A 22,416-nucleotide genomic window follows, 5' to 3' on the forward strand; every position below is an offset into this window, starting at 1 on the left:
GGAGGATTAGAATGAAGATAATGGAGGAAGAAATTAGAGACAGTATTAAAATCAGCATCAGTGGAAATGTGGAAAACAACACGTGCAAAGAGTTTCAAAATCATTTACTTGAAACCTTTCAAAGAACGAAGAAAGTTATTTTAGATTTCGGAGAGGTGAACTATATTAATAGTATGGGTTTGAGGGCACTTTTGTTAACGCTTCAAAAAGCTGAGAATGTTCAAGGGGAACTTATTGTAAAAAATGTGAATGACAATATCATGGATTTATTTCGAATAACAGGTTTTGATGAGATGCTTAGAATAGTGTAAGCAGTAAGCTTTAAAGGGGTGTATAGATGAATTTATATGTATCAGAAATTGATGATGAGAAAAGTATCGTTTTTTTCCCAAAAAATCTATCTCTTTTTCTCACAAGTAATAGTATAGGAGAAACAGCAAAAATGATATCGGAAGGCAAAACATATGATGCTGTGAGAGAGAATTATAGGGAAGTAACGCAACATGATTATGATAAACTACGATCGTTATACGAGGACACTAGTTTAGATGTGGGGCTCAATTTAAATCACAAAAGACTGCAACGTTTGGTTTTAAATATCAGCAATGACTGTAATATGGATTGCGCTTATTGCTATGCCAACGGAGGTAATTATCATGAAAAGGCTGATATGATGTCAACCAAGACTCTGATAAAAATATTAGAGACAATGTATGGTAAGTTTCAGGAGATTGAGCTGATTCAATTATTTGGTGGAGAACCTATGCTAAATGAAGCAGCAGTTGTAGCAACCTGCGAATTTATTAAAAAGAATAAAAAGATTACAAAAGTAGGAATGGTTAGTAACGGTACAATTATAACGGAAGATTTAATAAAATTAGTAAGTAACAATGAATTAAGCATTACAATTAGCCTTGATGGAGAACAGGTTCATGATGAACTTAGAAAATTTAAAAACGGTAAAGGTACGTTTGAAATTATCAAAAAAAATATATTAAAGCTTAGAGCAATATCAAAGGAACCTTCCTGTATCGAAGTAACTTATTCAAAATATCATCAGGATAAAGGCATCAGTATAAAAGATATTAGCAAAGAAATTAGAAATCAATTTCCTGGAGTATGGGTACATATTGTAGAAGTAGCGAGTACAGATGAGAACTATAAAAACACTGGAGTAACAAATATATTGGATTCTGTAACGGAAGAATTAGAAACGATACATAGGCTAGAAGAAGTTTCTCTTACCATGGTAGATCGCTTTATGTCGCCTTTAAAAAGGAAAAAGACATGCAATCATTTCTGTAATGCCGGATTTGATTCAATCAGTGTGACTACTAAGGGAGATATCTATCCATGCTCAGCGATGATTGGTAAGAAAGGGCATTATGTTGGAAATATCTACGATGAAGAAAACGCTTTGTTTGACTCTATTGAAGAGATGCGTTTGAAATATCTTAATCATGACAGAAGAATGGATGGAAAATGCAAAGAATGTTTTGCGAATACAATATGTACTGGATGCTTGTTCGATAATTATATTAATACTGGAGAATTGCTCGTAGCCAGTGAAGAATTTTGTGCGAAAGCGAGGGCATGTGCAGATAAAATTCTGAAAGGTATTGTTCTAATTCGTAATAAATAATTCCAAATATGTATAGAAATTACCCAAATCAGAAAATGTATTGTTTCTTATTCGTGTACGATGTATAACATAAATATAGTAAAAAAATGGGAGATGGTATAGTATGAAAAAGGTAGAGCAGGGGAAAGTAGAAAAGGAGAAAAAGTTAAAAGAGGTATCTAGTATTCAAGAAAAGGATATTACGGATAATTTATCTGCTGAGGATTTAAATGAGGTACAAGGTGGGGTGGCTCCAATCTTAGGTCCTATTAAATAGTAATAGATCAGGGGGATTAGAATGTATAATCATTTTACAATCATTTTACATAGAAAATGTACTGCAAGCTGCGATTTATGTTGTGTTCAATCGAAACCTAGTTGCCAGGAGAGTCTGGATATTGATAGGGTTAAGGATTACATAAGCTCATCTATTTATTGTGAGAGCATTAAATCGATTGGTATTTCTGGAGGAGAACCATTTCTGGAGTACGATAAGGTAAAAGAACTAATTACCTTGATAAAAAATACTGGGAAAAAGGCTTCTTTAATGACAAATGCTTATTGGGCTACCAGCTATGTTGAAGCCTATGACAAGCTCACCGAGTTAAAAAAATGTGGCCTAAGTTCAATTGGGTTAAGTTACGATTACTTTCATTCTCCTTACATTAAATCAGAAAATGTTAGTAATGTATTGTTGGCAGCAAATGATATGGAATTGAATGCTGGACTTAATATAGTAATCAGCAAAAGTCATTTGGCAGGAGAGGCAATCGATTCTTTAGGGGCTGCCACGAAAGAAGCACAAATAATGATTTTTCCTTGTCAAAAAGTTGGTAATGCAGCGATAAATTTTGATGACACGGAATATCTTCGGACAAGAAAATCAGCTGGCTGTTACTGCAAAAAAGGAAGAGGTTATTCAGTAACCTATGACGGTACAATTTTACCATGTTGCTCACCATCAGTTTTTAGTACAGCATTATCAATTGGTAATTATGAAGACTTAGATGTTACCTCGACTTTAGACAAGTTAAAAAGAAACCCTTATCTTTATCTACTTAGAACTTATGGATTTGACTATTTTATTGATATAGCTAGAAACAAGCTAGATATCGAAGTCCCAGAGTATGTTGTTTCAGCTTGTGAATTATGTGCATTATTTTTTAATGAAAAGAATATAAAGAAATTTGATAGCTATATTGACCTAGATCTTGTAAAGTTCCATGGTAGATTTAAAGAAAAAAGCTTAATGAGGTTTTAAATATTTATATATTTAAAATAAATAAAAAATGGAGGATATGTAATGAGTAAGGAGTTAGTAACCCAAATTATCGATTTACTAAACAAAGATGAAGTATCTCAAAAGGTAAAAGCATGTTCAACTAAGGAAGAAATTTATGAGACATTAAAGCCAGAATTAAGTCAATGTTCTGTTGATGATTTTTATGTAGCACTTGATGAAGTTAAGAATCAAAGTGTAGAATTTAATGATGCTGAGCTTGAAGGCGTTGATGGTGGATTTTTAGATCTTCATTATCATGCTGCAAAATAATCTTAGTATAATTTGAATCAAAAATAATAGGAATAGAAAAGATCTTTAGTGCAGATGAGTAAGTATCATACCAATAAAGATCTTTTCTTATATTATGAATTTAACATGCAAAATTCATGATCATGATCTACATAAGCCTTGGGCATGGCAGTTTTATGATATCGTAAATTATTGAATTTGTTGAGAAAGAGGAGAAGCGGAATGTTTTTCGAGCTGTTTATGGATGGCATACGGAAATATTATTTGGATGATTTATATCTGATCATTTTATTTCTTGGAATGATGTGTCTATTTCACTGTACCTTAGTCAGGAAATACAACTATAAAAAAACAATATTAGGGTATTTGGGATTAACTCTATGCTTATATATAAGCTTTCGTATACTTTTTGCTACTCAGTATACTGTGTTTTATACGTATCAAGATTTTTTTCAAAAACATCAATTATTATATGATATCTTCTATAGTTTTGGCATTTGGATGTTTTTTGTTCAAGTGGTATATTTAGTAGTTGGTGCAAAAATGTTATATGAGGTAACGACATGGAATGCTATGTTTTCTGGAGTATTCTATTACTTATATGTAAGTTTGTTTGCGGATTATGTTATGCCATTAACATTAGTAGCAGTATGTCCAAGAGTAGGGAGTAGTGGATATTACTACTTATTCGAAATTGGAGGAGGAATCCTATATCCTATTGTTGGTATCATGCTTGCTTTTGTTTTATTTATTATTTACAAAAAATATATTTGCAGATATATCATTACGATTTTTTCTCTTCCATCGAATCAAATGAAACATTTGAGTGCAATACCTATCATTTCATGTATCACATATAATGTATTTTATTTATTAATGAGTTACGTCAAAGTCTACCCAAATACACCAGATGGAATTTTGTACTTCATCGTTATATTTGGTACTAATATTATAGTATATACCATTATGTATATCGCTATGTTTTTTGGCATTTTTTCAACAATTCAAACGACAAAAGTAAAAGCAGAGTTAGAAATTGCAGCTCAGATCCAAAAAGAAAATCTTCCGGATGAAGATATGACCTTTGAGTGTAAGGAAAAGGTTGAAATATATGGCTATATGAAAACAGCATTTGAAGTTGGTGGAGACTTCTATGACTATTTTATGATTGATGAAAATCATGTAGCTTTTTTGATTGCTGATGTTTGTGGTAAAGGTATTTCCTCAGCCTTGTTTATGATGAAAGCAAAAACTCTAATAAAGAATTGCTCCTACTATAGTAAAGATCCTAGTGAAATTCTTACGGCAGTGAATCATCAGTTGGAAAGTGATAAGTACAAGATGTTTTTAACTGTGTTTTTAGGTGTAATTGATTTAACAGATGGAATGCTTAGTTTTACAAGTGCAGGTCATAACTACCCATTTTATAAGCAAGTTGGAAGTTCTTATGAACTTTTTATTATAAAAAATGATTTTATTCTAGCTGGAGAAAGAAAAATAAAATATCATACGAACCATAAAAAGTTAGAAAAGGGAGATGAATTGTTTCTTTACACGGATGGCATAACGGAAGCAAAAGATTCTAAAGGAATTTTATTTGGGGAGAAAAAATTAGAAACGATTTTAAATAGTAAGGAAATACAAGAGCTTCCTATGAGCCAGAAAATAGACTTTATACAAAAAGAAATTGATAAATTTACTAAGAATCAACAATATGATGATATAACAATGCTAATGCTTAAAGTAAATGAATCGTTAGCATAAAAAAGAATACGTTGCGTTAGCAAAAAAATAAGGTGGATAGTATGAAAATAAAATTGATTTTTACACGCAAGTTTGTGCTGCGCACCGCAAACTTGTTATGCGCAAAAACCGTGCGCAAGAATGGGGATTATGATGAAAATTGTTTTTGTGAATTTATCAGATTATAACAACATATATGATGGTGGGATACCTCTGGGTATACTTTCTCTAGCAACTATAATCTCAAAAGAAACGGATTATCATGTTGGTATCATCGACTTCTGTCGTTTATATTATGATAAAGAGATAGAGTTACATAGCAAGTTCTTATCTAACATTAATGAAAATTGTAATTATATACTAAATCAAGAACCTGATATTATAAGTCTGTATACGATGTGTAACAACTTTCATGTTGCCTTATTAGTAGCAAAAGAGATAAAAAACAGAAACAAAAATATAACCATTTTATTAGGTGGACCCCATGCTACGGCTGTTGCAAAAAGTACTCTTAAAAAATTTGGGTATATCGATGCGATTGGTCTTGGCGAAGGGGAAAAAACTATTGTTAGTATTATAGAGGGATGTACACAGAATAGTTTTCTTAACTCGAAGGGGATAGCATACAAGAAAGAAGATAAAATTGTTGTGAATGAATATAATGAGCTATTAGAAAATCTCGATGAAATACCAATGTTAGATTACAGTCTTTACCCTCATACAATAAAGGGTAACTTAAATATTGATATAGGTAGAGGGTGTCCTTTTAGTTGTAGTTTTTGTTCAACAAAAACATTTTGGAAACGTAAATTTAGAATGAAATCGAGCCAAAGAATATTAAATGAAATTCTGTATGCAAAAAATCAATTAGGAATATCATCTTTTGGATTCGAACATGATTTATTTATGACAAATCATAAATTAGTGAAAGAGATTTGCGATCATATTATTCAGAGAAATTTGGATATCACGTGGGGATGTAGTTCTCGACTAGATACAATTAATGAGCAGTTAATTATAAAAATGAAAGAAGCAGGCTGCAAAAATATATATTTTGGTGTGGAAACTGGGTCTGAGAACTTGCAGAAGTTAATTAATAAAAATCTTAAGATATCACAGCTTAATAATGTAGTTAGTTTATTAAACAAGCATAACATCAAAGCCACCTATTCTTTTATTTATGGATTTCCACAAGAAACAGAAACAGATTTAGAATATACGTTAAGTGCAATATATTCAATCTATAATCAAGGAAACAAATTATTTAAAAAAAACTTAGTTACAGTCCAATTTCACAAGTTATTATATTTCCCTAGTACAGAATTGACAGATGTTTATTTTAACAGTTTACAAAAGCAAAATTATTATGGACTAGAAGTATCTTTAGGGAAAAAAGAACTGGAATGTGAAGAAATAGTTAAGATGATTGAGGAAAAAGAGATATTTCCCCAGTACTTTTATTACTCTAATGAATTGATAGAAAAAACAAAATTACTGGATATATTTATCAACATGTTAGTAAATCCATTACTATATCTATTTGAAGGTACCTACAGGCTTTTATTAAATGAGATGCAGGGAAAACATTTATTTATATATTATGAATTTCATCATATGTTTTCTGAGCAAATTTTTTATGAAATCAAAGATTTATACAAAATAGATAGAAAGAAATATAAAGAAAAGGTTCTATCCACATTTGAATCGTTTATTAGTACATATCAATTTAAATATATAGAAGAATCCTTAATAAAAACTATATTTTTATTTGAGAAAGAAATTATGTTAGGAAAAGTGATGAAAGATGGAGAAAATAAAAACATTACCTATCCATATGACATCATTTTAATCAGAAATAAGCAACTAACTCATTCACCTAAGAAAGCTACTACTGTTATTATGCAAAAAAGAAAAGGAATATTACAGGTGATAAAAGAAGATGTTCCACTACTATCGATAGGTTCCTAGAAAGCATAGATAAGGTATAAATAATGATAGAAAAATTTTGGTTAAGTAATACATAAAATTATAGAGGTTGATTTAAATGGGTAAATATGGTAGAATTCTTAATAAATGTAATTAATTACCATTAATTACAACGTTTTAACAACTCTAAATCAAAAAGCTTTAAGGGGAAGTCAATGATTTGGATAGGAAATTCATAAAACGAGGTGGAGTAATATGGACAATAATAGTAAAGAACTTCTGAAAAGAAAAGGGAAAAGGGAGTATAAGAAACAATTTTATCACAAAAATCACATTAATTTTATAGGTGCAATCATCGGAAATTTAGGGATAGCAGCTATAAACATTGGAATTGCTTTTATCCTGCAGATTATATTAGATGTAGCGACTAGAGGCGAGTTGGATAAATTAAAGAAAGTTATTATTGGAACGGTAATATACCTAGGTATTATTGTAATTGTTCTTACTTTTAAGCGCTTCTTTTATAACAGATTTATAAAGAAAGCAATATATCAATACAAGAATTATGTTTTTAAACAAATCATGAAGAAAAACATTAACTCTTTTAACAAAGAATCTAGTTCTAATTACTTATCTGCATTCAGCAACGATTTAACTTCTATAGAACGAAATTATTTAGGTAGTAATATGGATATTGTTTATCAGTTAATACTTTTAATTGGTGGGCTATTATCTATGGCTTATCTGAATTGGAAGATGCTTCTCTGTGTAATCGTAACAAGCCTTTTATCTGTAGTACTTACCGTATTATTTGGCGGAAAGTTAGCAGCTTATGAGGTAAAAGTTTCGGATCACAATGCTAGCTTTGTTGCTATGATGAAAGATTTATTATCAGGTTTTTCTGTAATAAAAAGTTTTAAAGCGGAAAAAGAAATTAGTACTATATTTGAAGAAGCGAACAATTCACTAGAAAGTGTGAAAAAAGCTAGAAGAGATATGTCAGATTATATTTCATTGTTATCGTTTTCCTCAGGTTATTTAGTGAATGTATCTATCTTTGCCTTAGGTGGGTATCTAGCTATAAAGGGAGAAATATCAATAGGTGTTGTTGTAGCAGTAATTCAGCTGGTTAATTATGTTGTAAATCCAATTCAAGCGTTAGGGGAAGATATTTCTGGGAGAAAAGCTGCGAAAGCTTTACTTAATAAAATTCAACTAATAACGGAACTATCAGAAAGTACGGTAGGTACAGAAGTTATTGAAGATTTTAATAACGGTATAGTTTTAGAAAATGTTACTTTTGGTTATGAAGAATCTAGTAATAATCTAGAGAACATTAATTTAAAATTTGAAAAAGGCAAAAGCTATGCTATCGTAGGTGGAAGTGGTAGTGGTAAATCTACACTTTTAAATCTACTTTTAGGTTATCATACAAATTACACGGGTAAAATTTGTTTTGACGATAAAGAGCTTAAAGAGTTAAATGCCGATAATTTATATGATTTAGTTTCTGTTATCCAGCAAAATGTATTTGTATTTGATAACTCTATTATAGATAATATCACGATGTTTAAGAAGTTTAATGAAAGTACGATAGAACGTTCAATAAAACAAGCAGGCTTAGATAAACTTATTATTGAAAAAGGACAAGACTATTCTTGTGGCGAAAATGGTGTCAATCTTTCCGGTGGAGAAAAACAAAGAATATCCATTGCCAGATCTCTGATTCGTGATGCTAAAATATTGCTTATGGATGAAGGTACATCGGCTTTAGATAATAGTACTGCGCAGATGGTGGAAGAGGCTATCCTTGGAATTGATAAATTGACAAGAATTATTATCACACATAAACTAAATCCTAAAGTGCTTAATATGTATGATCAAATCATTGTATTAAATAAAGGGATGATTGTCGAACAGGGTTCTTATAAAGAGTTGATGGATAAGGAAGATTATTTTTATAGATTATATAATATTGCTAATGCAGTATAATGAAATTGAAATTAAAAATTTTTTGGTAGCATAATAAAAAGCATAGTAAAGCAAAGTAAAATGCTATGTAAAAAGAATTGTAAGAAGCAAAGTAAGAAGCATAGAAAAAAATAATATAAAGCATAGTAAACAGGTAGCTTACGAGAAAGAATAAGCTACCTGTTTTTTTATATAAAGGGAGAAATTTGAATATATTTTATTTGTTTGGTAACGATAGAGAATAAACGGGTTGATGTAAGGTGAATTAATTTGTTTTACAACAATCTCTATAAATACAACTAGAAAGTCAATATGATAAGAATAAGAGTGAAAAAAGTCCTTCACTCAGCAAGTTTGTGTCTGTAAGCATCCAAAACTTGAGAGAGTAAGAGACAGCGCAGAAATGAGGTGGGTAATGGAGAAAAAGCAATGTTTAAATCTCTGTGAGATACTAGAAAATATTATGACGATAGCTCCCAAGGTAGATACTGTAATACAAAAAGTGATGGAACTGGCAGGTTATACGGAATGTGAACGTATTTATGTCGGTTCCTATTTTTGCAGTCAATATGTACTTAATTTATCAGCAGAGCTGATGAAAAAAGTGATAGTGGAACTAAAAAACATAGGTATAAAAATCACCTTGGTATTACCTATATTTACAGAAAAAGATTTAGAAAACGGTAAGGAAAAAATCCATGAATTCTCTACCTATTATAATAAGGGAATAGATGAAATCACAGTGAATGATTATGGAATGTTAGATTATATTCATAACAAATATCATATGAAGATTAATCTTGGAAGGCTTATGTTTAAGGATTATCGTGATCCTCGTTATGAAGAATATTACCGTCAAACAAGTAAACCAAAGTATTTTACATCCTATTTAAAGAAAATATGCGATGAGTATCAGGTGACAGGGTTAGAGCTTGATATTACACATGAGAGTATAGAGTTATCCGACGCACCATCTAATCTTGAGCTTGCGATCCATGTGCCCTATAGCTATATGACAGTAGGAATGGTTTGTGAATTTGCTTCTATACCGTATGAGATAACAGAAAAATTCCGTCCGAATCTTCCCTGTCATAAAGAATGTTTGAGAAACCGAATTAATTATCAGATGTTAAAAGACAGAAAATATATAAAAATAGGGCGAACAGTTTATTTTGAACATAAGGATGGAATAGTTTGTGGAGATAGAAGTTACCGTGAAATATATTCGCCTATTGATTTGGAGGTGAAGGAATGAATATCTTAGTTCCACTAAATAGTGCAGAACATCTGAAAGATTATATGGATTGTGGTACCAGAGAATTCTATATTGGGTTCTATGATAAAGCGTGGACTGAAAACTTTGGTGAATATGCGGATATCAATCGTCTTACTGGATTTAAGGAAAGTGCCAATCCGAATAATTTAGACGAAATGATAAAAGTAATAGAGACAATCAAAGAACTAGATGGGATTGTATTTGTGACGTTTAATTCCAGTAGCTATAATGAGCAGCAATTGGAGTTTATACGAAGTTATTTTAAACAATTAGCAAAAACTAGTGTCGATGGAGTAATTGTTTCATGTATTGAACTGGTTGATATTGCAGTCGAGGAAGGATTGTATGCCAGCATCAGTACCATAAGCGGTATCTATAATTCCGATATGGCAAGATTTTATTATGAACATGGAGCAAGTAGAATTATATTACCAAGAGATTTATCACTCGATGAGATTGAAAGGATAAAGAAAAATGTACCACAGCCGGAGTACGAGGTGTTTCTAATGCGAAATGGTTGTACATTTTCTGATTCCAACTGCCTTGGGTTACATCGGAGGGAACTTAATTCTTTTTGTAGTTGTTTATTAGGATCGAAGAATGAGTTTGTAAAACCGATTGAGGAATTTGAACTTCGACATCAGATGGAATTAAATAATATCCTTTATAACCAGTATTATCACAATATGGCTTGTGGAATGTGCGCTATCTATCGGTTGTTAAATATGGGCATTTCTGCATGTAAGATAGTTGGACGATCTGATGATTGGGGATATATCTGTGCAGATATTAAGGCCATTAATGAGAATATTCAGATTGCTACTGATTGTAAAACGGAAGAAGAGTATAAAAAGCGCATGGTTTTTCCGGATAATAGCAGGGATATTTGTAAGCTTGGTTTAAGTTGCTATTATCCAGAAGCAAGATTTTAATAAGACATAGGATTGACATGATTTTTTTTATATGATAGAATGATACGCTTTTAGTAGTAAATATGAAAGGTAATAGTTATGAGTTGTGAAATACAAATAGATAAAATCTCAAAAAGGTTAGAAAATAGAAACATTTTGCAAAATGTGAGTTTGAATATAGAAAAGGGGGATACCATCGTTTTTTTTGATACAGGTGATGGCGAAAAGTCTGCTTTAATACAGTTATTATGTGGAGAACTGACTCCAGATCAAGGGAAAATATATTTTCGAGGGGAACAATTGGGAAAATATAGTGAAATACCAAAAGATGTTGGAATTGCTATCCATCCAATGGGCTTTATCAGAGAGTTTAACGGTTATAAGAATTTAAAATATATTGCTGGAATTAATGGAACTATCGAAGATAAAGAAATCTATGAGTCTATGAGAATCGTTGGCTTGAAACCTGAGAGTCGCACAAAAGTTGGTGATTTTAGTACACGTATGTTGCAAAAGTTAAGTATTGCTCAGGCAATAATGGAACGACAAGATATCGTAATCTTTGATGATTTATTTACAATAGAGAATATAAAGAATCATCGAGAACTCCGTAAAATTTTTCGATTATTAAAAGAACGAAACCTCACCATCCTATTAACAAGTGAAAAAAAAGAATTTATAGATACAATTTGTGATAGAGGATACTTGCTTCAGAATGGAAGAATAAAGGAAATGATATTAAAAGAAAAATAGTAGTAGAAGTGAAACTAATGATAACCAAAAGTTCAGTTAAGATGATTTCACTTTCTATTTTCAGAAATGTATTGTAAGGTTATGGTAAATATGGTATTCTTCGTTTGATGAGTTCTAGTTAACTTAAATGAAGGAGTGGGAGTATTATATGAATCAGGGAGATATGGATAGTAACGAATGTAATAAGAGAAGGAGATCAGCCATCAGATTGATGTTTCTTGGTATTATGATATTATGTATTGGGCTGACTGGGTGTTCAAGTAAACAAAAAAGTTCTGAAACGTTACATGATGGGCGTACACTTTATGAGCTTGAGGGAACATTAGATACGAAAGAACATGTTTTAAACTTCACAGAAACAATTACATACCAGAATAATGAAGAAGTTACACTTTCAGAGTTATATCTTCATATCTATGGAAACGCATATCAAATTTATGATAGTACCAAAGGAATTCAAGTATTAACTGTTAATAGTTTATCAAAAGATACACTTACTTATGAAGTATTAGATCAGAATCAGTTACTGAAAATAGTACCTGAAAAGCCGTTGGAGCCAGGGAAAGCAATTCAGTTTAAGATAGACTGTAAGTTTTTAATACCTGATTTGGTGGATCGCTTTGGTTATTATCAAACACAGTATTGCTTTAGTTTTTTTAATCCGCAGATGGCAGTTTACGACGATGCTGGATGGGATCTCGCACCAATGAGTTTAGTAGGTGACGGAAGATATCATGACATGTCAGATTTTCGTATTAAAATTACGGTACCTAAAGATTATGTAGTTGCTTGTGGCGGAGTTGAACGGAAGAAAGAAGTAAAAAATGAGTCAGTGACATATACATTTGAAAATAGTAATGCAAGAGATATCTGTATGTCAATATCAGATCAGTATGAAATTGTGGAAGATGAGATCAATGGTATCAAAGTTTATGCTTACTTTGAAAAGAATGTGGTCAGTCAAAAAAGTAAAGATTCTACAATGCAGCAAATAAAGGGATCACTTGATTGTTATGAAACGGTTTTTGGTGACTATCCATATGATACATTTCGTATGGCAACGATTACGCAAAAGCCTAATATTAGTGTGGCCATGGAGTATAGTGGATTGATCTATATGCCAAGAGAAGCCTTCTTAGATAATCAGTTTGCTAATTATGAAGAAGTACTAAGTCATGAAATTGCTCACCAGTGGTTTTACGGAATTATCGGAAACAATGAAACAACAGAAGCTTGGTTAGATGAGGGGTTAACAACCTTTGCTGTTGGAGTATATTTAGAAAAAGTAAAGGGAAAAGAACAGGCAGAGGACTATTCTACTAAGGGTCAGTACTTAAAATTAGACCCAATCCCAATTAATAAGGAGATTACAGAGTATCAGAATACTGCTTATTATATGGTTTGCTATTACAAAGCACAGTATTTCTTATATGAGCTAAGAGAACGAATGGGAGAAGAAACTTTTTATAGTGCGATAAAAGAGTATTATGATACCTATGCGTTTAAACAGGCTAATACAGAAGGATTTATAAGCATAATGGAGAGTAACTCACCTGTTGATATTAGCGACCTTGTAGAAACTTATGTAGCATTGCCATAGTAGGTAGGTAATAAGTTTCAACTGAAGCAAGAAAAGTGTTTTCTCACGATAAGCTTAATGATAAGCCAATCGTAATATGATCTGGATTGATAAGATAATGTGATTCCTCATATAATATAGAAATAACTAGGTTGAGGTGTAGTATGAAAAAACATTCGATAAAACGATATTGTTTGTTATTGGTTGGAGGAGTTGCACTCTTTTTAGGTGGAATAGGATTATTTTTGCCTGTATGGCCAACAACACCCTTTGTTGTTTTAGCTGCTGGATGCTTTGCTGGAAGTAGTCAAAGAATGTATGAGCGTCTAATTAAGTCTAAGTATTTTGGTGAGTTTATACGAAATTATCGTGAACATACTGGAGTTTCTAAAAAGTCAAAACGTAATGCTATTCTCTACCTTTGGATCATGATGTTACTATCAGCAGTTATTATACAAAATCCATGGATGTATTTGGTGCTAGGCTTAATTGGAATTGGAGTAACGCTACATATCACTCTTTTAAGGAAGAAGCATGGCGAGGGTTAATGTAGATCATAGTAGGGTAAGAGGAAGAAGGAGAAATTAACCTAAAGGGAATTTAAAAGAAGGATATGATACTTAGGAAAGTGAGTGTATATCGAAATCCATATGGGTGCAATTGCTTCCATGAGTACGATTACAATAACACTCACTTTTTTATTGTTGTTAGTTATTTGACTTATTCTTAGATAATTGCTTTTGTGTTATATATGAACTGTCTGATGAGTTGGAAGCATTGCTTGTAGAATTAGAGCAATTATCATCTTTATTCTTTCCTTGTAATTGTTTCTCTCTTTCTTTTTCATAACGCTGTTGGTATTGTTTACTCATAATAACCTCCCAATCTTCGTAAATTTCCTTGCACCAACCGATACTAAGTATGCAGATACATAAACTCAGGGTGAATAAGGAACGTTTTTAATTTTCACTAATTACAATAATAGTATGACATGAAGTGACGGAGTTTATATTGTATCTTTATGTAAATATTGGTAACATATGTTACTTATTACTGAGAATGACTGGCCAACAGCAGATTTGAATATAGATCAATTTAACTTTTCAATCCAATTATTTAGTATACAGCTATGGATGAAAGAATTGTTGGAACGTAAAGAGAGATAGCGCCTCTGTTGTGGTGCTATCTCTTATATAAAGGTAAACTATTAAACTTTTTACTTTATTACTATGCAAGTAATTTTTCAACACTAACTAACTTTACACATAAAACAAAAAGTTCCGCTGCTTGTTTTAACTCATCTAAGGTAGGAAAGGATGGGGCAATACGAATATTGCTATCATGAGGATCTTTACCATATGGATAAGTTGCTCCAGCACCAGTCATAACAACTCCGGCATCTTTAGCCTTAGCAACGATATCTTTGGCACATCCATCCATAGATTCAAAGGATATAAAATAACCGCCTCTTGGCTTAATCCAACTTGCGATTCCAAGGCCACCAAGTTCTTTTTCTAGAATATCAATTACAGCTTCGAATTTTGGTCTCATAATATCTGCGTGCTTTTTCATATGAGCATGAACATCGTCTAAACTTTTAAAGTAACGCACGTGACGAAGTTGATTTAACTTATCATGACCGATGGTCTGCAAGGCCAATTGTTTTCTAATATCTGCAAGGTTATTCTTAGATGTCGCAATTGCTGCAACGCCAGAACCTGGGAAACTAATCTTTGAAGTTGAAGTGAATTTATACACGATATCAGGGTTACCAGCTTTTTCGCATTCTGCTAGAATTTCTAAGCAGAAATCATGTTGGTCTTCATATAAATGATGTACGTTATATGCATTATCCCAATAAATTCTAAAATCTTTTGCAGCTGGTTTCAGTCTTGCAAATCGCTTTACTGTTTCTTCAGAATAAGTGATTCCTTGTGGATTAGAGTACTTTGGTACACACCAGATGCCCTTAATAGAGGCGTCAGAACTTACTAGTTCTTCAACCAAATCCATATCAGGACCATCAGTCGTCATAGGTACATTGATCATTTCGATTCCAAAATGTTCTGTAATTGCGAAATGACGGTCATATCCAGGGACTGGACAAAGGAATTTCACCTTATCTAATTTGCACCAAGGAGTGCTTCCCATAACTCCATGTGTCATAGAACGGGAAACCGTATCATACATTATATTTAAACTGGAGTTTCCATAAATAATAATGTTATCAGCAGGCACCTCGCTTATTGCACCTAGAAGTTCTCTTGCTTCTTTGATACCATCAAGAATACCGTAGTTTCTGCAATCTACTCCTTCTTCACATATGAGGCTTACGTCACTATTTAAAACATCCATCATACCCATGGAGATGTCTAATTGTTCTACAGAAGGTTTCCCTCTTGACATATCAAGTTTTAGTCCCATTTCCTGGAATTTCTTATATTTTGCTTCTAAATCAGTTTTCAAACTGGTCAACTCTTCTTTGCTCATAGATTGATAAGTTTTCATATCCTTACACCCTTCCTTTTGCAATTGTAGTTGCTGTATACATATTCGTTCTATTCATATTTAAATCATATCAACCTTACCACACGATGATACATATGTCTACTATATTTTCTTGAGTATTTGATATTTCTTACCAGCTATAAGTGGATGTTATGATAGGTATAAATAATACTAATCAGTGTATTTTTACACTAACAACCGAAAGATGAAGTGTAATAATAGTTTTTATTTTTCTATTTCTCATAGAATCATTCTTATCAAGTAGTTATAGGAAGCTATTTCTCGTTTGACAGAAGATTAGCAATGTGATATTGTTATTATATTAGTGTGACAAAGGAGAAGATACATGTTTATTAGTCGTTTAAGATAAGTTTATGAAAAGAGCAGATATTGTTTTAGAAACCCTGAAGCAAGGCTTTTTTGTTATGCTTAAACGGCAAATATGTTTCATTTCTATGAGTGAGGTCTAATTTTTTATTCCTGTATTAGTATAGTATACTGAGGTGATAGGAGATTAATTAAACTAGACAATAAAGATACTCATGATATTGGTACGTTAAATGCATCTATAGCAGACAAAGGCCTATCTAGGTTTTGTCTGTTTTTTTTATTCATGACAAGGAAAAGTTCACGAAGTATACTTTTTCTTGATGTAAATCTATTCGCTATTGTGCAGTAATATTTCTTTTCACAAACAAGGAGGTTTTGGAGCATGATTATTTTTATTAGATTACGTTATTAGTACTGGATTATGGTACTCGGATTAATAAAAACGTTTATCATAATCCTTTTCGTGCAAAAGTGTGAAAGGTGAACTTCACACGCAAGTTTTTATTCATAATAAGAAGAGCTCAAAAAGCGTGTTTTTCTTATATGAAAATTAGTGGAACTTGTCAAAAGAAAAGTATGTAGGCATCCAATGATGGTTTCTTACAAACCATCATATAGTAAAGGAGATTATGATTATGAAACAAATCGGAATTATAGTAGGAGTAAACGTTAAGAATGAAGAGCATTTCAGTGAGGGAATGCAGGAATTAATCGCATTAAGTGATGCGTGTGATATTGAGATTGTTGATAGTTTAGTACAAAATGCAGATAGCATAAATAAAGCGACTTATCTTGGAAAGGGGAAGCTTGCAGAGCTTTCCGAATTAGCGAGAGCACAAGGTGCAGAGGTTGTTATCTTCAACGGAGAATTAACAGCATCTCAAATTCGTAATATTCAAGAGGTGGTCGATACGGTGGTACTCGATCGAACCAATCTGATCTTAATGATATTTGCAAGTCGTGCAAAGACGAGGGAAGCAAAACTTCAAGTGGAAGTGGTAAGATTACAGTATGAATTACCTCGATTAATTGGAGCAAATGAAAACCTATCGAGACAGGCAGGAGGTATTGGCGGTGGAACCGGAGCTGGTGGAAGGAATAAAGGTGCTGGTGAAACCAAACTAGAACTTGATAAGCGAAGAGTAGAAGAAAAAATCAATGTGATGCAAAGAGAACTGGAAGAGCTTATCACGCAACGATTAACTCAGAGAAATAAGCGTAAGAAGAATGAGATAAAAACTGTTGCATTAGTAGGGTATACCAATGCAGGAAAATCAACGGTAATGAATTATATGGTTCAACAATTTATCGGTAAGGAAGAAAAAGAAGTTTTAGAGAAGGATATGTTATTTGCCACACTAGAGACTTCTGTTCGTAAAATTAAGTTAAAAAGCCGAAAAGAATTTTTATTATCCGATACCGTTGGTTTTGTAAGTAACTTGCCACATAAGCTGGTGAAAGCTTTTCGTTCTACATTAGAAGAGGTATGTGAAGCTGATTTGCTTATTCATGTAGTAGATCGCTCGAATGAGGATTACAAGAGTCAGATAGAGGTAACAAACGATACCTTAACTCAAATAGGGGCGGGTCATATTCCAGTTGTCTATGCTTATAATAAAGCAGATTTAATCAAAGAAGAGGATATGTTAGAAAATAAGGAAGGTAGATTATCGTTAGATTCTAAGGAAGACATTGTGTTAATCTCAGCTAAAAAAGGTGATGGTATGAATGCATTGATAGAACTTATTAGCAAGCGTTTATATCCGAATGAAGTAAAAACCAAGGTTTTAATTCCATATCATCTAGGTTCGTTAATAGCAAAGATAAATGCTTCGACAAATATCCTTTCTTCCACCAGTAAGGAAGAGGGAATGATATACGAAATCGAGTGCAATGAGCAATTTTTTCAGCAGGTTGAGACTTATGTTATAAAATAAAAAAGAGATGCTATCATAGATATGATATACTATAAGGGAATATTTCAGGGACTATAATATGAAATATTCCCTTATTATTTTGTAACCTTTTCAATTGTATTGATACTAATAGATAGTGTGGTAATAAAACTCACACAGATGGAGGCAAAGGATGAAGGAAGAGTTTCAACAGTTATATGAAAAGTACTATTCTCGAGTCTATTACTTTTTGCTTAAACAAGTTCATAACCGCAAAGATTTAGCAGAAGAACTTACCCAAGAGACCTTTTATCAAGTATTTATCTCATTGCACCGATACCGAGGAGAATGTGATATTGTGACATGGATCTTACAGATTGGTAAGAACACAAGTTATCGTTACTTTAAAAAGAATCCGTTTCATGCTGATTACGATAGTGAGGTAATAGTTACAAAAAGCGAGATCTCAAATGTTAAGAGTGTAGAGCAGGAGTATGAGGATAAAGTAAGGGTAGAGTCAGTAATTGATTGTATTAAGCAGTTGAAAGAAAATTATCGGGAAGTTATGTTATTAAGACTTCAAGAAAATCTTTCCTTTCGAGAGATAGGGGCAAAACTACATATTAGTGAAAATTCTGCAAAAGTAATCTATTTTCGAGGAAAAGAAATGATAAAAAAAGAGTTGGGGGATGAATAGTATGGAAAAACAGACATGCATATTAGTAAAAGAATTACTTCCTTTATATCAGGATAAAGCAGTCAGTGAAGAAAGTAATCATATTATTGAGGAGCATCTTAAAGAATGTGACTCGTGTAAAGTATTATTAGATGAAATGAGAAAGGAGGATGAATTAGAAGAAGGAATAAACCAACCCACTGAAGAAATTAAGGGGGATTATAAGAAGGAAAGAGAAAATTATATTAATTTAGCAAAACGTCTAAAGAAACGCCGAAGAATAATCATATGCAGTACAATAGTTGCAGTTCTTTTTCTATTTATTTGCTTTACTTCGTGGTTTCAAACATTTTTTATTGCAGGAGGGATGGAACCAACCTATGAAGCTGGAACAAACTGCGTGGTAAATAAGTTGATTTACAACTTCCGCGCTCCAAAGAGAGGAGAGGTTGTGGTATTATCCCATCATGATATTGTTATAATGAAACGCATCATTGGAGAACCTGGTGATACCATAGATATTAGACATGGCAAAGTTTATATAAATGAAGAATTATTAGACTCAGAATATACTTTTGGGTCTTTAAACCAGAAAGGCAATATTAAATATCCGATTGTTCTAGGCGAGGAGGAGTATTTTGTTCTTGGAGATAATTATGAACAATCGCTTGATAGTAGATATTTGGAATTTGGTCTAGTTTCTAGAGATAAAATTTTTGGAAAAGTAATGTTTCAAACAAAGTTTAGTTTGATTAGAACAACAGTTACTACAGCTACAAAGGAATAAGGATATGTTTTAGTACTTGTTCTCATAAAGATGCAGAAACAATGTAATACTAGGAAGGTATAATATGTTCCACATAAGTATGAGTGAATTGATAGCAAGCAAAAATTAACACACATATGTTGTTGGGAAAAGGCGTAATAACGCCAGAATCGAGGTTTCATATGGTATCTTTATGGGAAGAAACTTATTCCATTGCAAAAAGAGGTGAGTTGACTGGTAATTTATCTACCGAAGTAGCAGTGATTGGTGCAGGAATAGCAGGTATATTGACTGCTTATTATCTTACAAAAAGAGGAATACAAACGATTGTTGTAGAAGCAAATCGCATTGGGAGTGGTCAAACAAAGGGGACGACAGCAAAGATTACTTCACAGCATGAAGATATCTACCATAAACTCATAGAGCAATTTGGAGAAGAGAAAGCGAAGCAATATGCTTTTGCTAATGAACATGCAATAGCAGAATATAAAAATTTAGTAAGTGAACTACAAATTGATTGTGATTTTGAAGAAAAAAGTTCCTATCTTTATACGTTAGAAGATACTACGCTCTTACAAGAAGAGGCTATTTCAGCAAGAAAACTTGGAATTGATTCGGAGTATATTACTGAAACAGAGTTGCCTTTTCAAGTGAAAGGTGCAGTAAAATTTGCGAATCAAGCTCAGTTTCATCCGTTAAAATTTTTATCAGCGGTGGCAGAGAATTTAACCATTTATGAAAATACAAAGGTACTTGAGGTAGAGGATAACATACTTCGAACAAACAGAGGCGAAATAACAGCAAAATATATTGTGTTTGCATGCCATTATCCTTTTATCAATGCTCCAGGATTTTATTTCTTACGGATGCATCAAGATCGATCTTATTTTCTTGCATGCAAGAATGCAACTACGTTAAATGGAATGTATCGAAGCTTGGAGAAGACAGGATATTCGTTACGATGTTATAAAGATGTCCTACTATTTGGTGGCGGTAGCCATCGAACCGGTGAGAATTCTCATGGTGGACAATATAGTGCTTTGCGAAGCGCATTAACACAATTTTATCCAGAGGCGAAAGAGTTTACTCATTGGTCTGCACAGGATTGCATGACATTAGATGGGGTACCATATATCGGTCAATTTTCAAGTGGTAAACCAAACTGGTATGTGGCAACTGGCTTTGGTAAGTGGGGAATGACCAGCTCTATGGTCTCAGCACAACTTATTTCAAGTCAAATAGCTGGTGAAGAAGTGTGGTATGCACCGGTATTTTCTCCTGAAAGGTTTACCCCAAAAAGCAGTGCAAAGGCTTTGCTAGATGAGGGAATGCATGCAATAAAGGGGTTAACAAGAAGGATATTTCAGCTTCCTAAAGCTACAGAAGAAGAGCTTCCATTAGGGCATGGTGGAATTATTGAAGTGGAGGAAGAAAAGTACGGAGTTTATAAAAATGAAAAAGGCGAAATTTTCATCATAAGTCCGAAATGTCCGCATCTTGGTTGTCAGTTGGAGTGGAATCCAGATGAGTTAAGTTTTGATTGCCCATGTCATGGTTCTAGATTTACTTATACTGGGGAATTAATTGATAATCCTGCGCAGACCGACGTTGTTGATAAAAAAGGAGATTGATTCCTTGATTTTAAGATAGGAATCTATTACACTAATGGAAAGAAGAAGTAAAGCGAGTTTATATCGTTTAGAAGAACAGATATGCTATCAACAAACAAGCTTGTGAGAATCACAAGCTTGTTGTTTTAGATAAAAAAGATTATGGCTTTTATAGCAGAATAAGAGGTTACAATGGGTGATTATCAGCATGTTTCGCATACCTTTAAGCCGGTTTTTAATGAAGACAGTAAAATCTTAATATTAGGTAGTTTTCCTTCGGTAAAATCAAGGGAGCAGGAGTTTTATTATGGGCATCCCATGAATCGGTTTTGGAGGATGTTAGAAGTGTTATTAAAAAAAGAGGTGCCACTGGATAGTTCAAAAAAAAGAGATTTTTTATTAGAACATCATATAGCATTATGGGATGTCATTGATAGTTGCGATATTATCGGCTCTAGCGATAGCAGCATCAAAAATGTGATTCCGACTGATTTAACAAAAATATTGTCAGTAAGTCCGATACGTAATATTTATGTGAATGGTAAAACTGCAAAAAGGTTATATGACCGATTCAGTGAATCAGTTACTGGAATAAAGGCGATATGTCTTCCCTCCACCAGTCCAGCGAATGCTATGTTTTCGCTTGAGAAACTAGTAAACGAATGGAGAATAATTCTAGAGCCTTTGGGAGGTGCTTATGAGAATTGAGGTCTTACAAAAAGAAATCATAGCGCGCGGTGGATTCATGATTACGCAGGTTACAGATGGGTTTGAACTGTATCCTTATCATATCATAACTGGTGATAAACTTAAGATACATGAATTACTAAAAAAATTGAAAGATTTCAATGGAGAAGAAAATTCCTATGTGGATTTTTACTTTGAATTATTATCGAATGATGAGCAAGAGAGGATAAGAGAAAGGTTATCAAAGGAAGAAAAAGAGTTATTAAACCAATTTCTTAGAGAAGGTAAAGAAAGAGTAGGCCAATTCTCTATAGAAGGAAAAGGCTTAGCTCAGGCTTTACAAGAGAATCAAAAACCTTTGTATTTTCAATTAACAGATGACATGCTTAAGTTAACAGCAGAGCTAAGTACGACAGAAATCCTATTTAGCTCATTTTATTTTTGCGAATATCCTGTGGTTGTATGGACCAATTATGAAGGGAAACATCCGATTTTCTTTAAAGACAAACCAACACAGAGATTCCTTTCTGAACAGGGGATAATTTTTGACATGGATATGTAATGGTATTATAATAAGAGATAGGTTAGAAAATATAATAGAATACGAAACGAGCATAGTTGATTTATATGTAG

21 protein-coding genes are annotated in these 22,416 nt (G+C 32.7%); 19 read left to right on the plus strand and 2 right to left on the minus strand.

The window, feature by feature from the left end; translation table 11 throughout:
• The first annotated feature begins 11 nt into the window (after nucleotides 1–11).
• The 13 genes from CC92_RS0116840 (at nucleotide 12) to CC92_RS0116900 (ending at nucleotide 13,859) form a co-directional block, all read left to right on the plus strand.
• Complete coding sequence (locus CC92_RS0116840) at nucleotides 12–311, plus strand: STAS domain-containing protein (RefSeq protein WP_029501477.1); 300 nt, start codon at nucleotides 12–14, stop codon at nucleotides 309–311.
• A gap of 26 nt (nucleotides 312–337) precedes the next feature.
• A complete protein-coding gene (locus CC92_RS0116845) occupies nucleotides 338–1,642 on the plus strand; it encodes a radical SAM/SPASM domain-containing protein (RefSeq protein WP_029501476.1) in 1,305 nt (434 codons plus the stop codon).
• A gap of 103 nt (nucleotides 1,643–1,745) precedes the next feature.
• The gene (locus CC92_RS22650; RefSeq protein ID WP_155998571.1) at nucleotides 1,746–1,898 is read left to right on the plus strand and encodes a hypothetical protein; all 153 of its coding nucleotides are present in this window, start codon (nucleotides 1,746–1,748) and stop codon (nucleotides 1,896–1,898) included.
• 21 nt (nucleotides 1,899–1,919) lie between these two features.
• Nucleotides 1,920–2,882: a radical SAM protein gene (locus tag CC92_RS0116855; RefSeq protein ID WP_029501475.1), complete on the plus strand. Its 963-nt coding sequence runs from the start codon at nucleotides 1,920–1,922 to the stop codon at nucleotides 2,880–2,882.
• Between the two features lie 42 nt (nucleotides 2,883–2,924).
• Nucleotides 2,925–3,173, plus strand: a complete 249-nt coding sequence (locus CC92_RS0116860) for a hypothetical protein (RefSeq protein WP_029501474.1) — start codon at nucleotides 2,925–2,927, stop codon at nucleotides 3,171–3,173.
• A gap of 201 nt (nucleotides 3,174–3,374) precedes the next feature.
• Nucleotides 3,375–4,916 (plus strand): PP2C family protein-serine/threonine phosphatase, encoded by a 1,542-nt coding sequence (locus CC92_RS21875; RefSeq protein ID WP_051650576.1) that lies wholly within the window; start codon nucleotides 3,375–3,377, stop codon nucleotides 4,914–4,916.
• Between the two features lie 132 nt (nucleotides 4,917–5,048).
• On the plus strand, nucleotides 5,049–6,863 hold the full coding sequence (locus CC92_RS0116870) for a B12-binding domain-containing radical SAM protein (protein WP_051650575.1): 1,815 nt from the start codon (nucleotides 5,049–5,051) through the stop codon (nucleotides 6,861–6,863).
• 213 nt (nucleotides 6,864–7,076) lie between these two features.
• Nucleotides 7,077–8,813: an ABC transporter ATP-binding protein gene (locus tag CC92_RS0116875; protein ID WP_051650574.1), complete on the plus strand. Its 1,737-nt coding sequence runs from the start codon at nucleotides 7,077–7,079 to the stop codon at nucleotides 8,811–8,813.
• A 394-nt stretch (nucleotides 8,814–9,207) separates the two neighbouring features.
• Entirely contained in the window at nucleotides 9,208–10,047 is an 840-nt protein-coding gene (locus CC92_RS0116880; protein WP_029501470.1) for a hypothetical protein, read from the plus strand.
• Entirely contained in the window at nucleotides 10,044–11,000 is a 957-nt protein-coding gene (locus tag CC92_RS0116885; protein ID WP_029501469.1) for a U32 family peptidase, read from the plus strand. The genes CC92_RS0116880 and CC92_RS0116885 overlap by 4 nt, the downstream gene beginning before the upstream one ends.
• A gap of 78 nt (nucleotides 11,001–11,078) precedes the next feature.
• Nucleotides 11,079–11,732: an ATP-binding cassette domain-containing protein gene (locus tag CC92_RS0116890; RefSeq protein ID WP_029501468.1), complete on the plus strand. Its 654-nt coding sequence runs from the start codon at nucleotides 11,079–11,081 to the stop codon at nucleotides 11,730–11,732.
• A 148-nt stretch (nucleotides 11,733–11,880) separates the two neighbouring features.
• Nucleotides 11,881–13,332, plus strand: coding sequence for a M1 family metallopeptidase (locus CC92_RS0116895; protein WP_029501467.1), 1,452 nt, complete (start codon nucleotides 11,881–11,883; stop codon nucleotides 13,330–13,332).
• 143 nt (nucleotides 13,333–13,475) lie between these two features.
• Nucleotides 13,476–13,859, plus strand: a complete 384-nt coding sequence (locus CC92_RS0116900; RefSeq protein ID WP_029501466.1) for a YbaN family protein — start codon at nucleotides 13,476–13,478, stop codon at nucleotides 13,857–13,859.
• 159 nt (nucleotides 13,860–14,018) lie between these two features.
• On the opposite strand, the gene CC92_RS22655 is transcribed toward CC92_RS0116900, so the two are convergent.
• Nucleotides 14,019–14,183, minus strand: a complete 165-nt coding sequence (locus tag CC92_RS22655) for a hypothetical protein (protein ID WP_155998569.1) — start codon at nucleotides 14,181–14,183, stop codon at nucleotides 14,019–14,021.
• A 355-nt stretch (nucleotides 14,184–14,538) separates the two neighbouring features.
• Complete coding sequence (locus tag CC92_RS0116910) at nucleotides 14,539–15,819, minus strand: aminotransferase class I/II-fold pyridoxal phosphate-dependent enzyme (RefSeq protein WP_029501465.1); 1,281 nt, start codon at nucleotides 15,817–15,819, stop codon at nucleotides 14,539–14,541.
• A 965-nt stretch (nucleotides 15,820–16,784) separates the two neighbouring features.
• On the opposite strand from CC92_RS0116910, the gene hflX reads away from it, so the two are divergent.
• The 6 genes from hflX (at nucleotide 16,785) to CC92_RS0116940 (ending at nucleotide 22,345) form a co-directional block, all read left to right on the plus strand.
• Entirely contained in the window at nucleotides 16,785–18,086 is a 1,302-nt protein-coding gene (hflX, locus tag CC92_RS0116915) for a GTPase HflX (RefSeq protein WP_029501464.1), read from the plus strand.
• A gap of 151 nt (nucleotides 18,087–18,237) precedes the next feature.
• The gene (locus CC92_RS0116920) at nucleotides 18,238–18,741 is read left to right on the plus strand and encodes an RNA polymerase sigma factor (protein WP_034218551.1); all 504 of its coding nucleotides are present in this window, start codon (nucleotides 18,238–18,240) and stop codon (nucleotides 18,739–18,741) included.
• 1 nt (nucleotide 18,742) lies between these two features.
• Nucleotides 18,743–19,507 carry a signal peptidase I gene (gene lepB, locus CC92_RS21880; protein ID WP_051650573.1) on the plus strand — a complete coding sequence of 255 codons (765 nt, stop codon included), beginning with the start codon at nucleotides 18,743–18,745 and terminating at the stop codon, nucleotides 19,505–19,507.
• A 161-nt stretch (nucleotides 19,508–19,668) separates the two neighbouring features.
• On the plus strand, nucleotides 19,669–21,117 hold the full coding sequence (locus CC92_RS0116930) for an FAD-dependent oxidoreductase (RefSeq protein WP_029501461.1): 1,449 nt from the start codon (nucleotides 19,669–19,671) through the stop codon (nucleotides 21,115–21,117).
• A 171-nt stretch (nucleotides 21,118–21,288) separates the two neighbouring features.
• On the plus strand, nucleotides 21,289–21,804 hold the full coding sequence (locus CC92_RS0116935; protein ID WP_029501460.1) for a DNA-deoxyinosine glycosylase: 516 nt from the start codon (nucleotides 21,289–21,291) through the stop codon (nucleotides 21,802–21,804).
• On the plus strand, nucleotides 21,794–22,345 hold the full coding sequence (locus CC92_RS0116940) for a hypothetical protein (RefSeq protein ID WP_029501459.1): 552 nt from the start codon (nucleotides 21,794–21,796) through the stop codon (nucleotides 22,343–22,345). Before CC92_RS0116935 ends, CC92_RS0116940 begins: the two co-directional genes overlap by 11 nt.
• Nucleotides 22,346–22,416 lie beyond the last annotated feature (71 nt).

It is taken from the genome of Lachnoclostridium phytofermentans, from assembly GCF_000733755.1.
In the GTDB taxonomy this organism is placed as follows: Bacteria; Bacillota; Clostridia; order Lachnospirales; family Lachnospiraceae; genus Lachnoclostridium; species Lachnoclostridium phytofermentans_A.